We start from the raw sequence: 15,259 nt of genomic DNA, 5'->3' as shown, positions 1-15,259 counted from the left end.
TATATAAAGCAAGGCAGATAAAGTAAGGATGATGTGATGAAATTTGAACCTGTATATCATATGACTCCCAAAATTGTCCAATCTCTTATGCGTATTGAAGCTGTTAAGACAAAAGTAGTACATCTACCATTAACGGCTTTCGTTTTACGCTCATTACGTGAAACGGCACGTCTGTATACAACGCATTATTCAACAATGATAGAAGGTAATCAGCTCGATCTAGATCAAATTAAAACGGTGCTTGAACATAAAGGGCATTTTCCTGGCAGAGAACGGGATGAAAGAGAAGTAAAGGGATACTATGCGGCATTGATGTATGTAGAAAAATGGGCAGCGGAACGGCATAATGTAACAGAAGCAATGATTAAAACAATACATGCACTTGTTATGGCCAGTGGACAGATAGCTATTACTCCTACGGTGTATCGCAGCGGCCAAAATGTGATACGAGACACGCATACACGGGCAATTGTTTATATGCCTCCTGCACATGAAGATGTTGCAGCACTAATGAAAGCATTGGTGAATTGGATTAATGAAAATCGTCTTATATTACCCTATCCTTTGGTCGCAGGCATTGCGCATTATCAATTTGCAACGATCCATCCGTATGATGATGGCAATGGGAGAACTGCACGCTTACTTACTACGGCCATTTTACATTTAGGTGGCTACGATTTAAAAGGTCTTTATTCTCTCGAGGAATATTATGCGCGTAATCTAGCAGCATATTATGATGCGATCAGTATAGGTGATTCACATAATTATTATATGGGGCGCGCAGAGGCTGATACCACAAAATGGGTTGAATATTTTATTACGGGTATGGCAGCTTCTTTTGAAGCCGTTTTGACACGGATGGAAGTAGCGCAAGATCATGGCGCAAGTGATCACAGCAGTCTATTGAGAAGGCTAGATCCAAAACAACGCAAGGCGTTAGAGCTATTTGCACAATTTGAGGTAGTCACAAGTCGGCAAATAGGAGAATTATTTGGTTTTAAACCCCGGACTAGTGCAGCGTTGTGCGTTGCGTGGGTTGAGCAAGGATTTTTAAGAATTGTTAATCCATCGAACAAAGCACGAACCTACACGCTTGGTGATGCATACAAAAGTTTTGTTAAATGATTTATGGGTAGATCTAAATCAAAAATATGATTATTTTCCTATTTCCTTGTCTTTATAGCGAGACAAAGCTTTACGTTCTGTCTCAGCTTGTTTTGCTTCAATTGCGGTTTTTCGGGTTAAGAAATTCTTATCAAGGTCTCTAAATGATAGATCTAAAAGTTTACTCAGACGATTGTTTGCAGTATCAGGCAGATCTTTTTGTGCTAGATATCTCAGAGATCTAATGATTGTCGTATCAACCCATGGATTGTACGTTGGGAAGATTTTTAGTGATGGCAATGCTTCCTTATAACCCTTTTCTAGGGTATCAACTTCGCTCAAAATTTCTTGAGGGGTTTTGTTTTCATCACGATATTGTTTGTAGCGGATTTCTGCTTCGGCATATGGATTACGTTCAACAATGACATGTACTCCATTTTCTAGTTGTTTAAATTGTACGTAAGGCATTATGTTGTTAGAGAGCACGAGGGAGCATGTTATTAATGATATTTTGAAGAAATGGTTCATATTGTTTTTACCCTTATAGTATTGTTATACATCTCTTTGTGCCCATTCAAACTCTACGTTTTTCTCTTTAAAGTTCATATTAATACCAACCAAAATAATCGCCTTGTTTTTATGCATATATTTTTCATAATACTTTTTTTGCATAATTTGGTTGAGCGCTTCTTGCGCTGAGCTATCATACTTAAATTCAAAAACAACAAAGCTATTTGCTGTTTCTAAAATAAGATCCGCCTTGCCACGACTTGAGGCAACTTCTGATTGTGGCCGCATGCCAAGTAAATCAAACATGAAGTGAAATAATGAATGGTAGTAGCTTTCTCGCGCAATATGCAAATTATGCGGGATGCTGGCAAACAGAGTTTTAACTGCATTACAAAACGATTCAAAGTCTTTTGTTTGAAGGGCTCTGCGCATACGCACAAGTTCCATTTGTAACACGTCGGGTGTAGTATACGCAAATGCCTGCATCAGATAGTCTTTGAATGATTCACGCACTTCTTGGTTGGGATAATCTAATGTAAAAATTTCAGTCAAAGAGTCATAATCAACAATCGTTAAATAACCGGTTTGTAAAAGCAGAGTAAACAGAGGAATATTATGAATATCAATTGAATCCAAGCCTCGTGCTGAAACTTCAATGATACTATGGATTTCAAGGTTGATTCCTTTTTGTCGTAACAGGGCTATCAGAAAACCGGGTGATCCAGTGTTAAACCAATAGTTCGCAAATTCTTTATTGTCTAAGCATGTTGTAACGGAAAGGGGGTTATACATAAGAGGTTTTTGCATATCTTTTGAGAAGCGGTATCCATCATACCAGTTTTTTAAATCTCTAAGGACTTCTTCTCTTGTTTTGCCTATATGTTGTGCAAGCACCTCTATTTGAGGAGAATAATAGGTAGTTAGTTCTTCGTGTGTGTAGCCAAATAGCTCCGCGGCTATGGGATCTAAAGATAGTTCTGTAAGATTATTTAGGCCAGAAAATAAAGATGTTTTTGCAAATTTGCTGACGCCGGTTATAAAAATAGCACGCCAGTTTGCTTCGAGTGATTTTACCGTAGCATAAAAAGCGCCCAGTGTTTTTCTGTTTTCTTCAGCAATGGGAAGGTTATCAATATGATCAACGATTGGCTTGTCGTATTCATCAATAAGTAATACTATTGGTCCAGACAATCTGAGTTGTTGAACGAGGTCATCAAACATGTTTTCTGGGGTGCTGATCATTAATTCTTTAAGATTATTGTTTTGTGCGATTTTTTGTAAAGCGAGACAAAAGTTTTGTTCAAATTGTTCTGAGGTTCTGTGTCCGATTTTGCCAAAGTCTAAGTGTATAACGGGATGCGTTGGCCAATCATAATTACCGTTTCTGCCAATCCAGTATTCGTTAAATAATTCTTTTTTCCCTGAAAATATTGCTTTAAGGGTAGAGATAAATAGGGATTTTCCAAAACGGCGGGGGCGAGATACAAAATAAAAATGTTTTTTGTTAGGTGCGGTTATGAGGGCATGGATATGTTTGGTTTTGTCAACATAGATGCGATTTTCTTTAACAAAATCGTCAAATATGCTGTAGTGTATCCCCAGACTTTTTGGCTGATTAGTCATAACAATCGACCTTTGCTTATATATTAGATTTTTACTATCTCTTAATCAGTCTACCAATAGTCTTTTTTTTTGCCATCCGCTCTCTTGTTGGCTTGTGGGTCTAGGGGTGCTACTGTCTGATATAGGTATGATATCAGTGAAGTGAAAGGAGTTTGGGTATGGATAAGATAATAATTACGTACGAAAATAGTGGAGTGACCGTTGATGAAATTGCAGCGGTTGGAAAGCGATTGCAACCAGAAATCGAACGAGTAAACCAAGCGTGTGCCACGGGATATGAATCTGATTATGCATCGATCAATCTTCCGGCAGACGCAGGAGCGTTACGCGCAATACATGAAGTGCTTACAGCGAAAAAAAAATTACGCCCAACATTGTTATTATTAATAGGCATGGGGGGATCGAGTTTGGGAACTATTGCGCTTTTGAGCACACTAAAAGGTTCCTTTTTTAATGAGACCTCCCCAGACACACAATTTTATTGCGCTGATACGGTTGATCCAGATTACATTGAACAGCTTGTTTTTCTGGTCGAGCGTACATTACGAAACCACGCACGTGTGCTGATTGTAGTGGCCAGTAAATCGGGCACCACGGTAGAAACCACGGTAAACTTTGAAATCTTTCTTTCATTACTTAAAAAATATAAACCAGATACCTATGCGGATTGTGTTGTCGTTATTACTGATCATGGATCAGCATTATGGCAGTTAGCATCAGCACAGCAGTTTACCGCGCTTGCAGTGCCAAAGCAGGTTGGCGGTCGGTATTCGGTTTTTTCTCCCATCGGTCTATTTCCGTTAGGAATGTTGGGTGTTGATATTGATGAACTGCTTGCAGGTGCAAAGATGGCAGTAGATGTTTGTACTGGTATGGATATACAAACTAATAGTGCAGCGTTAACGGCGGCTATTTTATTTTTGCAGTACAAACAAGGATACACCATTCATGATTTGTTTTTGTTTGGAACAGATCTAAAAGATCTTGGCCGTTGGTATCAGCAGTTAGTAGCAGAAAGTGTTGCAAAAGAATATGATCGCACCGGAAATCGAGTTGAAGCTGGTATCACGCCAACAGTTTCGATAGGAACTACTGACTTGCATTCGTTAGCGCAATTACATTTGGGCGGACGGCGAGATACATTTAGCTCTTTTGTTTTTGTTAAAGAGGGGGCCGAGTTACCAATACCACGATTACAAGAATTTTCATCCATGCCAGAAGCGGTGCACGATATTTCTGTGGCAGATCTATTTCATGCAATTGGTGACGGTGTAATGCAGGCATATATTGCATCAAAACGCCCCTTTATAAAAATCGAGATCAATAAAAAAAATAGTTGGGATCTTGGCTATTTTATGCAGTACAAAATGATCGAAATAATGTATCTTGGGTTTCTTATGGATGTAAATCCGTTTGATCAACCGAATGTAGAATTGTATAAGCAAAAAACTCGAGAGATTTTATCACATGAATCTAAATGAATGTACTTTTATTATATTTGGAGCATCTGGTCATTTAGCCAGTAGCAAACTTTTTCCTGCATTGTATGTGTTAGTTAAAGAGAAAAAAATAAGTAATTTTGCGGTGGTTGGTGCTGCATGGGGCGATGTAACCATCGATGAAATTTTCCAATCCGTTGCTACTCATATTGCGGATATAGATGAAGCAGTGTTAAGTCAGTTGAAAAGTCGCAGCTCTTATGTACGTGTTGATTTTACTCACACGATAGATTTTGATCGCTTATACGCGCACGTGCAAACAGTTGAATCCGACTATAATCTTGCGGGAAACCGTATTGTATACTGTGCAACGGCATCAGAATATTTTTCTCCTATTACTGAGTATTGTGCTAAGTCTGGACTGGTACAAAAAACATCTCCTTCCACAAATCCGTGGCATCGTATTGTGTATGAAAAACCATTTGGTAAAGATTTAGCATCAGCACATGCGATTAATACGTGCATAGCATCCCATTTCCAAGAGCATCAAATCTATCGAGTGGATCATTACCTGACCAAAGAAGTGGTTGGTAATATTGCATTAATCAGATTTACTAACTGTGTCTTTGAACCGCTTTGGAATAATCGGTATATCGATAGTGTGCAAATTGTGGTAAGTGAAGATGCCGGTATTGGTGGGCGGGGTGGTTATTATGATAAGTATGGCGCCCTTAAAGATATGGTGCAGAATCATATGCTTGAGCTTGTTGCATTAATTGGTATGGAAACTCCTGAGCATTTATCGGGCGAATATATTCGCAATGAGCGGGTGACGATCATTAAGCAGATTCAAGTGGTAGATGCAATGCTTGGGCAATATGAGGGATATACAGATGAGCAAGATGTTGCGACCCACTCTCATACAGAAACCTTTGCGCAGGCATATTTGCGCGTGAATAACCGGCGATGGAATGGAGTACCTTTTTATTTAAAGACGGGAAAATACCTAAAAAAGAAAGAGGCGGTGATTCATGTCAAATTTAAACAGGTCGATTGTTTATTGTCTAAAAATTGTCCCAGCGATTCAAACTATTTAACTATTCAAATTGGTCCGAAAGCTACTTTTTCATTAAGCTTAAATGCGAAAAAACCGGGCGAGACTGATGAAGTTATTCCGGTGAGCATGGATTTTTGCCATAGCTGTACTTTTGGGGCGGTAACTCCCGAAGCATACGAAGTGGTTTTACAAGAAGTATTACGAGGCGAGCAATCAATTTCGGTACGGTTCGATGAAATAGAAGCTGCATGGACCGTAGTTGATCAGATTGCCGAGATGCATTTGCCCGTATATGCATACAAGAAGAATTCAGATGGGCCTCAAGAATCAGTAGAATTTGATAAAAAACATGGTATAAGGTGGCGTTCATGAAATTAGGGATTATTGGATTGGGCAGAATGGGGCTTGCTATAGCGCAACGATCTCTTGAAGGTGCGCATGAAGTTGTTGGATTTGATTTTTCTGCAGACGCATGCCGAGCAGCGCAGCAAGCTGGCGTGCAGATCGTTGAGTCAGTTGAAGCTGTTGCACGCGCAACCGATATTGTTTGGTTAATGGTGCCAGCAGGAGATCCCGTTGATCAGGTAATTGCTGCAATAAAACCGGTGCTACGTGCAGGAGCAATTATTGTTGATGGCGGCAATAGTAATTTTAGTGATTCGATCCGTCGATATGCTGATTGTGCAAAAGATCATGTTGCATTTTTAGATTGTGGTACATCGGGTGGATTGCGTGGCAGAGATGTTGGGTTTTCATTAATGATCGGTGGAGACAAAACTGCGTATGAAACATTGATAACACTCTTTACTGCTATAGCTGCGCCACATGGTTTTGCTTTAGTAGGGCCAGCAGGTGCAGGGCACTACGTAAAGATGGTACATAACGGTATAGAATACGGGTTGATGCAGGCATACGCAGAAGGTTTTCATCTCATTAAAGATGGGAGCTTTAAGGCAGATAATTTAGATTTAGAACAGATAACCACGGTGTGGAATAATGGGAGCGTTATACGCTCATTTTTGTTAGAACTTGCGCATGATATTTTTAAAAAAGATCAGCAGCTGGATGCCATTTCTGGATCAGTTGATGAGACCGGTATGGGTAAATGGACAGTAGATGATGCGCATAAACATGCGGTTCCAGTACCAGTGATCGAGCAATCTTTGGTTGTGAGAGCGCAGTCTCGTAAAACGGGCGGTAACTATGGAACTAAAGTGGTTGCAATGTTGAGAAAGGCCTTTGGTGGGCATGCGGTTAAACAGCAATAGTTAGGAGTGAAATTTTCATGAAATTATATGATATTAGTTGGCCGATAACTCCTGATGTTACGGAATATAAAGATAAAAAAACAGTTGCATTAGAGCAGGTCAAAACGTTTGAACGAGATAATGTACGTGAATCAATTATTCATTTGGGTAGTCATACCGGTACCCATATTGATGCGCCGTCACATTTTTTAAAAGATGGGGCAACGATTGATCAAATGCCATTCACAGCCACCATTGGTTTTTGCAGAGTACTTGATTTGCAGACGGTCCTTGATGTCATCACTCGTGCTGATTTAGAGCGGTTTGAAATACAGGCAGATGATATCGTTTTGTGCAAAACTGCCAACAGCATGCACGATTGTACGCAACCATTTGCATCGCAATTTATTTATTTGGATGGATCAGCGGCGGAATATTTAGTATCAAAAAAAGTGAAAGCCGTAGGGATTGATTATTTGGGGATAGAACGGAATCAGCCGAATCATGAAACTCATATGGTTTTGATGCAGCATGATATTGCAGTTATTGAAGGATTGCGCCTTGGCCATGTGCCAGCGGGTAGTTTTTTCTTATGGTGCGTGCCACTTGCAGTAGTCGGTCTTGAGGCTGCTCCAGCGCGTGCGATATTGATAGAAGAATGACCCGATTTTGAATTAAAAATAGCCAGCGGATAGTGAACTTGCCACTATCCGCTGGCTTTATTTTATGATGCTACGATTCTTTAAAAGAAGCCTTGTGCTGTTGGAATGTATCGTCTCGCAGCTTCTTCTTCCTCTTTAACTATTTCTTTTCCCAGTTGAAGAGCTTGCTGTGCGTCTTGCAGAGCATTTTCTAAAATCGGACGCTCCTGTTCTTTAAAACCAGAGCGCTCGATTATCCTGACGTTCTCGGTAATGGTTTGCAATTGAGGGAAAGGGAAGTTTCGAATAGATTTTGCTTCTCGCAATAGTGGACCTGCGATTAGATAATATTCCCCGATGTTTCTTTTTTTAGCCGGTTTTGCTACTTGATCTGCTCGTTCTTCACGCATTTTAACAACGGGCGGATTTACTTTTTGTGCTTTTAAAAAGCGCTCTTCTTTTATATCTTCTTCGCCTTCTTCTGCGGCTTCTCTATGAGCTTTTCTTTCTTCTTCTTGTTCGCCGAGATATCCGATATTACGGGCGCGTTGTGCTTCTTCAAATTGTCGTTCTAAGAACGCATCATACTCTTGCGCAGATTGATTTAATATTGCTCGCATCTGATCATCTTCCTCTTCAGCTGCGGGTGCTCGTCACACTTGGTGTTAACATACATCCTATCAAGCCAGTAAGTAGCAATTGTTTTAGTGATAATTTCATTGAGCCTCCTCGTATTGTTATTAAATGGTTATATTTATATTATTTTTAATAATATCCCATGCCGCCAAGATCAGTCATTGATCTGGTGATGTTTTGTAGGTTCATTTCTTCTTGTGCTTCTTTTTTTCCCTGCTCAAATTCTTCATTTATAGTATCTTCAATTGCTGTAATAAATTCTGTCAGGTTTTCTGTATCAGGAGTTGCGGATTTTAAATTCTTAATGCCTTCTTCGATTGCACGTATACGAGACAGAGGAAAGTTATTACTACTTTCTGCAATATTGAGCTTGCGTTGTGCTCTATTTAAAATTTTTATTATATCAAGGCTCCCAGCACGCAAACTATCTTGGTATCTTCTCATTTTTCGTTCTTCTTCATCACGTGCGGCTGATGTTAGCGATGCAACAAATGCAGCTTTCATCTCAGGATCTTCTTCTGTCTCTTCTTCGTCTTTCATTGCTGTAGATTCTGTTTCAGCATCCTGATCGATAAACGGTATACGTAAGACGCCAGTGCTCAGCAAGCGTGCATCTCGTTCTTTTTCTTCTTCTTGTTGTTTCAGATCGTCCCTTTCAGTTGCTGATGAGGGTATTTCGGATGGTTCAAATGTTGCTTGTGGCTCTGTTGGTTGTGGTTGACGAAGAACTCTTTCAAGTTCTCTGAGCTCACTTGCGTTGTAACCAGCAGCTTTGGCCTGCTTTAGTTCCCATTGTATTTCCTGTTCAGCCATATCTTCTGATTGTGCGGCTGATTTTGTTATGAATGGAGTAAGAAAAAGGCTTATTATTAAGAATTTCTTAATTGATTGCTGTATTGGATGTTTCATAAGACTCCTTGTTATTTATAGCGCAATGTTTCCATATGAAACAATTATACCATTCTTATGATATTAAAATCAATGGTTATTGTTTCTATAAGAAATCTCTCAATGAGTAGGTGGTTGAGGGTATAACCACCTACTTATTGAGAGATAAAATGATAATTTATTGATTAAAAGGCTTATTTAGCCTCTTTTTTGCGATTCAATCGATTTTTTAGCTTTTGGAGCCTTGTTTCTTTCTTGGGCTTTGCGTTTTCTTCTTGTTTTGGAGTAGCAGCGGGTTGTTCCATACGAGAGAGCAGGTTTTGATAATCTGATTGACGTGCTCCTCGAGCAAATTCATCTTTGATACGGGTATTAATTTTTTCAATCCATTCTGGCAGATCTGCTCTTGATGGATTAGCGGATTTGAGTAACGCAATTCCTTTTTGTATTGCTTGAATCTGTTTAGGAGGAAAGTGAGGCATTGTTTGTGCGGTAGCAAGTAATTGTTGGGCGTCAATAATACTTGGTTGTGTTATGCTGTTTTTTTGTAATTCTGCTGCGATATGTTCTATTGGCTTCGCTTTCCATATATGCACTATTCCTTTGCTATCTTGCGTGATCAATGATTGGTTGTGCGAGCTAATGATGATTTTTATGATGGTGTCAGCAGAATCACTTTTGATTACTCTGAGTGGCATGCCCGTATTTGCAGACCAGAGGCGTATGGTGCCATCAGCAGCTCCCGTTGCAAGATATGTATTATCATCGCTGATTGCAATAGATCGGAGTGCGCCGGTGTGGCCAGTTAAGGTAAGAATGGATTTGCCGGTGTTGATATTCCATATATGTGCAGTATGATCCTTCGATCCTGTAGCAATGAATCGGTTATTTGGGCTGAGTGCCATACAATAGATTGCATCAGTATGACCGGTAAGAGTATGCAGAAGCTCACCTGTTTTAGTTTCCCAAATACGTGCAGTGTGATCCCATGAACTGGTGACAATCAGTTTATTATTTGCACTGATGAGTATCCCATCAATACCGTTTTCATGACCGGTGAGAGGCAGTCCAATCAGTTCGCCAGTGGCAGCATTCCATAATCGTGCAGTGGCATCAAAAGATCCAGTTGCAACTATTTTGCTGTCATTACTGATTGCTACAGCAGAGATTTTATCGGTATGCCCACTGAGAACAAATGAGAGTGTTCCTGTACTCATATTCCATATTCGAGCAGTTTGATCACGAGACCCAGTTACTATGATTGCACCATTATTACTGATGGCAATGGTGGATATCATGTCAGTATGTCCTACAAGTTTATGTACAATCGCACCTTTTGCGCTATCAATAATACATGCAATATAATCTTCGCCTCCCGTTATTATGAATCGATTATCTGGGCTGAATGCGATTGTTTCTATACGTTCGGTATGAGCTTTTATTGTGTGAAGCAATGCTGTGGTAGCGAGATCCCAAATTTGTACTACTCCGTTAAATGATCCTGTAGCAAGAATTTTATTATTTGGGCTGATAGCAATGGCGGATATTTTATGATTAGGAAGTGTGATAGCGTCTAATTGTTCAACGCCATTATTTTCAAAAAGATTCTGTTGGGCAAAACCTTCGATATGTTCACCCAGTTCAAGAGGAAGTTTTGTAATAAGCTTCTGCAATTCGGCATCAGTATAGATTCGTTCTTTTTTTTCTTCTTGGTATAGCGCAGCAGCTGCTGCAGATTGCATAGTGTATGGAGTGAATAGTAAAATGGGGATACAGCTTATTGCAAAGAGCTTTTGTTTTAAAAACTTCAAGATAAACCTCCATTTTTATTTTTACCTTTGTTTCTTATTAAGAATAATTATACAAATTTTAATACATTGGATTCAATAGTTTAAAGGCTTTTATTGGATCTATTGCGAATCTTTTTCAACTTTGTTATAGAATATGCATTATATGGCTGTCAAAAGTGCAGTTTCGCAAGAGCTCTATTTCATCATTCTATTGCGCAAGCAGCATGAGTAAGCCTTTATTGGCCTCCTATTGCGCATGCATGTGCGAGTTTTTAAAAGAAAGGACCTATTCGGGTAGGTCCTTGGAAAAGATCGATTGTATGAGCGCGATTTTTTTAGTTACGTGGCAGGCGTTACTTCAGCACGGATATTTTGCAGTACAGAAAGTTTTTGTGGTTTCCAGGCTTTTACAACAGTGGCTGTATTGATGAAGAGTTTTAAGGGGTTTTGTGATAATGGTTGTGGTTTTACGAGATACAGAATAGAGCATGGTAATGACTTTTTAGATCTTCCTTGTTGAATGCTCCATAATAACACTGTTCCTTCTGGCGAAGCTGATGAAACAAACTGAGTTATGCTCAGTGCTGTTAGTAAGGTGATCATGAATAGTGCAGTATGATTAGTCTTGAAAACCATTATGTTACTCCAAAATAGAAGATTATTAATAAAATTATTGCGCATATGATGACAAAAATAGAGAGGGTTGTATACAAAAACAACCGGCTCTATTTTTTTAACGGTCAAAAACTAATGTTGCTCATGCATAGGCCTCCAGAGGCGCAAGCAAGCTCCTTTATTTTTTTTGGTAAGAATCCTTGTTCCGGATTCATTTACCTGGGGGGTTCCATAACGCATAAAGTTGAAAACGCGTTTATTGCTTATCCCGTCTCTTGCATTACCAACAGTTACTTGATAAGCGTCTGCAACTGCATAGCCCCCCGTATCGTTAATTGCCAGTGAGTGTAGTATACCTGGAAAGGAACCAATGCGTTGGTTTCGATGATAATTTGCGAGATTATCTGAGAGGCATGCCTTGATATAATGTTCATGACGAGCATTGTCGGCCATACGGCGGTTGCAGAGGCCTCCTGCTGATTCGTCATATCCGATAGCAATCGAGGTATTGCTACAAGCGATTGTAGTAGGATCACTGTCTAATCCCATCTCGCAGGTTGGAGTTTTAGCATAAGAATCAGTAATTGCTGCAGTGACCATGGTGTGACCATCGGAGGAGGTGCTGAGCAAACAGATGGGATATTGATGATTCATGAGCTGCGAATGGGCGATTTGATTGTTTGTATTCCACATATGCACATTCATATTGCCGCCAGTAGAAATAATGTGATCAGCATGATCGAAGGTAATTACCCCGATTCTATCACGTTTGTTTTGTCGAAGCTTTCTTTTTATGATCCCCGTTATACCATCAATGACATGTATGACATTAATTTTTTTTAGTGCTACCACAATAGAGCTGCCATCAGAGTTTACTGCAAGCAATCTAATATGCTTTGTATGTTTAATATCGCGTGCGGTTTTATTGGCGGTGTTATAGATTCGTATTTTAGCTATATGCTTTGTTGCGATATGTTTGCCATTTTTGCTCCAAGCTATTAGTCGAGCGGGGTCTTGTGCATTATCCCAGACCATTGTGGGACATACGGTCGTTGCTAGGGGATCAAAAAGATCTTTCGGCTGGTACGCGACAAAGCCTTTTATCATCTGAAAGATGGGGGGTGGTAGCGTTCTAAGACCGCCAGTCAGTTTAATGAACTCTTCTTCTGCTGGCGCAATAACTTCTTTTTGTTCTTCTTGCCCAGCTGCTGGGTGTAGGCCAGATGAAAAAAAGATGCAAAGAGCGAATAAAAGAATTTTAGAGCGCGGTATTATCATATTCGTTCCGATTTAATAATTGCTTATAATCTATTTCTTATTGTGCTGTCGCTTGAGCAAGGCGTTGTTCAGCCGAACGTGCGGAACGAGCGATGGCGGCTGATGGAGGGTTCGGTTTAAAAATGACTAACTTCGTGCCGTCATTTGCGTTGGTAAGAACGTAGCCGCCATTTGAGCTTACTGTGGGTATACCTTGTGCGCTGAAATTGAACGCGCGAAGGAAGCGAGTGGGAAATTGTTTCCAGTTCCAAATGCTTATCTTTTTGTCGTCTCCGACAATGAGTTTATAATCATTATTTAAGGCTAAGGAATGTACTTTTTCGGTGAAAATCTCCACAGCTCCATACTCTTTTTTAGGATTATGACCATAGATCGGAACTCTTGTATGTCTTTTGTTTGATTTATAAGCAATAGGATAATGGCGCTGTGCTTTCGGCACAGGTATTGCTGGAACAATTATGTCACTATGAGCAGCGAGTGCTGTAGCAGAGTCAGGTAAAAAATGATTAGCGTTATCGCTCTCGGGGCCTATCATTATACCAGTACTTGAAGATGAGGCGATGTTACCATTGGCAAACGCTTTTATCATTGTTATATAACAATCATGATCTGCATGGTGTGTGTGTTTAATGCAATGTGACTGAGGGTCCCATGTATATACTGCATTATGGCCTGTGCTCAGAACTTCATCATTATTATTGAAGGCGAGCGCAGATAAACACCGTATAGCATCTTTTTTAAGATGATCAGGTGCTATAACGTGAGCAAGCTGTCCGGTTGTGCTGTTAATAAGATGAATTGATGCATTTCTTTCAAGATCATTTTCATCAGCAGGGACTGCTGCTATGGTTTGTCCGTCGGAGCTAATAGCGAGTAAGCGCAGTATGTCATTGTGTTCAAATTTTCGATGTAATGTGTTAGCGATGGTATCCCATACGCGTATTAAGCGTGCGTGTTTAGTGACAATGAATTGATCATTATTGCTATACGCAACCAGTTGTGCAGGATCTGCGGGATTATTCCAAATGGTTGTTGGATATAACGTGGTTGCTTCTGGATCAAAGAGGCTTTTGTAATCTAAACAACTATCAATCTTGTCTCCGAGCGGTGCAGCAAGGTTACTGATACGGCGGATTAATGCAATATGTTTTTGGTCGAGGCTCATTTTTTCTTTTTGTTCTTCTTGCTCAGCGGCTGGGTATAGGATAGATGGAAAAATGATGCAGAAGCTGAATAGTAGAGCGCGTGTTGTTTTATTGGTAAGCATATTTTTTTGATTTGTAAGATGTTTTATATGTTTGTACGGGCTTAATTATGCTTAAAATATGCAAACAAAACAAGGACTGATAGAAAATAAGTGCTTGCACATGAGAATATGAAAAAAATAATCGGTTGTTTTTTAGGCAACCGATTATCAATTCTTATGCTATAAAAAGCGTTGTGTGTATATCGCTATTAATAGAGTCCTCCCATGCCCGTTATATCAGCAGCAAAATCAGCCCGTTGTTGTTGCTGGGCTTTGAGTTGCTGAGATTTTTCAGCAGCGGCTACTTTTCCTATGGCAAGTGTTTCTTGAATAAGCTTTCTGTTTGTTGTGAGAGATGTTTTAAACGCTTTTATGTCTCTAACAACGTTGGTTTGACGTTGTAATCTGGCTAAATCTTGCTGCATTTGTCCAACAGTGCTTTCATTAAAATGCTCGGTTGCTTGTGCTTCTTGAATATTGTCTTGGGCTTCCCGAATGATAATATTTCTTAGATGCTCTGCTCTTGGTACCACTAATCTTTGTTCAATGGAATCGTGTAGAAGAGAAATTTCTCGATTAATAGCATCAAAGAGCGAACGACGTTCTGTCTGATAAAATTCAAAAGGGAGTGTGCTAAAGTCCTCTATATCTTGTTTTATTGCACGGTGAACTGCTTCTTCAGAGGAGAGATAGGTAGCCTGTTGCAACATAGCAGAAGCCGCGTTTCTGGCAGCAGCAAGTAGCTGCGCTACCCTCGGTCTAATGACTTCGGGTTGGTAGCCTATATATCGTTCTGGTGTGTAACGGGTTCCGGTACGCAGCTCTATGACTTCAGGGCGCTCATCTTCATCACTTGATACTTCTGGGTCAATGTTGTCTTGCTCTTTTCTTTCATCCTCATGTGCTGCTGGAATGGCTGCCGCTGCATTTCGTTCTTTTCTTTCTTCGTCGTCCTCGAGCTGGGTTGTTGCCCAATTTCGCCAGAATGTTCGTTCTAATTCTTGGTTATATCGTGCGGTTTCCTCTTCATATGCTTGCTGAGAGAGAGCGAGCACATGTTGTAGTTCTGGATCAACTTCTTCCGCGGCTTCCGCAGCAGATTGTATTATGCATGGTGCAAAAAGGAGAGCTGCTAAGCTGGCAACGAGGTATCGCTTGTTTGTAATGTTCATAGAAAAAATCCTT

Annotated in this window: 14 protein-coding genes; 5 read left to right on the top strand and 9 right to left on the bottom strand. The window is 40.0% G+C overall.

The genetic code is table 11. The annotated features are described in order from the left end of the window. The first annotated feature begins 36 nt into the window (after positions 1-36). The gene (locus VGT41_01455) at positions 37-1,125 is read left to right on the top strand and encodes a Fic family protein (GenBank protein HEV2600941.1); all 1,089 of its coding nucleotides are present in this window, start codon (positions 37-39) and stop codon (positions 1,123-1,125) included. Positions 1,126-1,155: 30 nt separating this feature from the next. On the opposite strand, the gene VGT41_01450 is transcribed toward VGT41_01455, so the two are convergent. Continuing rightward, on the bottom strand, positions 1,156-1,632 hold the full coding sequence (locus tag VGT41_01450) for a hypothetical protein (protein ID HEV2600940.1): 477 nt from the start codon (positions 1,630-1,632) through the stop codon (positions 1,156-1,158). A gap of 24 nt (positions 1,633-1,656) precedes the next feature. After that, positions 1,657-3,237 (bottom strand): AAA family ATPase, encoded by a 1,581-nt coding sequence (locus VGT41_01445; protein HEV2600939.1) that lies wholly within the window; start codon positions 3,235-3,237, stop codon positions 1,657-1,659. 158 nt (positions 3,238-3,395) lie between these two features. On the opposite strand from VGT41_01445, the gene VGT41_01440 reads away from it, so the two are divergent. Genes VGT41_01440 through VGT41_01425 form a run of 4 tightly spaced genes read left to right on the top strand, consistent with a single transcriptional unit; the run spans position 3,396 to position 7,642 of the window. Further along, positions 3,396-4,718 (top strand): hypothetical protein, encoded by a 1,323-nt coding sequence (locus tag VGT41_01440; protein ID HEV2600938.1) that lies wholly within the window; start codon positions 3,396-3,398, stop codon positions 4,716-4,718. Beyond that, the gene (gene zwf, locus VGT41_01435; protein HEV2600937.1) at positions 4,705-6,105 is read left to right on the top strand and encodes a glucose-6-phosphate dehydrogenase; all 1,401 of its coding nucleotides are present in this window, start codon (positions 4,705-4,707) and stop codon (positions 6,103-6,105) included. Before VGT41_01440 ends, zwf begins: the two co-directional genes overlap by 14 nt. Beyond that, positions 6,102-7,001: a decarboxylating 6-phosphogluconate dehydrogenase gene (gene gnd / locus VGT41_01430; protein ID HEV2600936.1), complete on the top strand. Its 900-nt coding sequence runs from the start codon at positions 6,102-6,104 to the stop codon at positions 6,999-7,001. The genes zwf and gnd overlap by 4 nt, the downstream gene beginning before the upstream one ends. Positions 7,002-7,018: 17 nt before the next feature. Continuing rightward, positions 7,019-7,642 (top strand): cyclase family protein, encoded by a 624-nt coding sequence (locus VGT41_01425; protein HEV2600935.1) that lies wholly within the window; start codon positions 7,019-7,021, stop codon positions 7,640-7,642. Positions 7,643-7,722: 80 nt separating this feature from the next. Here VGT41_01425 and VGT41_01420 read toward each other — a convergent pair whose 3' ends face one another. The 7 genes from VGT41_01420 to VGT41_01390 all read right to left on the bottom strand — a co-directional run bounded on the left by VGT41_01420 (position 7,723) and on the right by VGT41_01390 (position 15,246). After that, positions 7,723-8,241, bottom strand: a complete 519-nt coding sequence (locus VGT41_01420; protein HEV2600934.1) for a hypothetical protein — start codon at positions 8,239-8,241, stop codon at positions 7,723-7,725. Between the two features lie 145 nt (positions 8,242-8,386). Next, entirely contained in the window at positions 8,387-9,166 is a 780-nt protein-coding gene (locus tag VGT41_01415; protein HEV2600933.1) for a hypothetical protein, read from the bottom strand. A 173-nt stretch (positions 9,167-9,339) separates the two neighbouring features. Continuing rightward, entirely contained in the window at positions 9,340-10,956 is a 1,617-nt protein-coding gene (locus tag VGT41_01410) for a WD40 repeat domain-containing protein (GenBank protein ID HEV2600932.1), read from the bottom strand. A 318-nt stretch (positions 10,957-11,274) separates the two neighbouring features. Beyond that, a complete protein-coding gene (locus VGT41_01405; protein ID HEV2600931.1) occupies positions 11,275-11,571 on the bottom strand; it encodes a hypothetical protein in 297 nt (98 codons plus the stop codon). Between the two features lie 111 nt (positions 11,572-11,682). Then, positions 11,683-12,828 carry a WD40 repeat domain-containing protein gene (locus tag VGT41_01400; GenBank protein HEV2600930.1) on the bottom strand — a complete coding sequence of 382 codons (1,146 nt, stop codon included), beginning with the start codon at positions 12,826-12,828 and terminating at the stop codon, positions 11,683-11,685. 37 nt (positions 12,829-12,865) lie between these two features. Beyond that, positions 12,866-14,095: a hypothetical protein gene (locus tag VGT41_01395; GenBank protein ID HEV2600929.1), complete on the bottom strand. Its 1,230-nt coding sequence runs from the start codon at positions 14,093-14,095 to the stop codon at positions 12,866-12,868. A 188-nt stretch (positions 14,096-14,283) separates the two neighbouring features. Next, on the bottom strand, positions 14,284-15,246 hold the full coding sequence (locus VGT41_01390; GenBank protein ID HEV2600928.1) for a hypothetical protein: 963 nt from the start codon (positions 15,244-15,246) through the stop codon (positions 14,284-14,286). Positions 15,247-15,259 lie beyond the last annotated feature (13 nt).

The organism is Candidatus Babeliales bacterium (assembly GCA_035944115.1).
Lineage (GTDB): Bacteria > Babelota > Babeliae > Babelales > Vermiphilaceae > DASZBJ01.
Note: the sequence above shows the minus strand (reverse complement) of the source record. Positions and strands in the feature narration are given on the sequence as shown.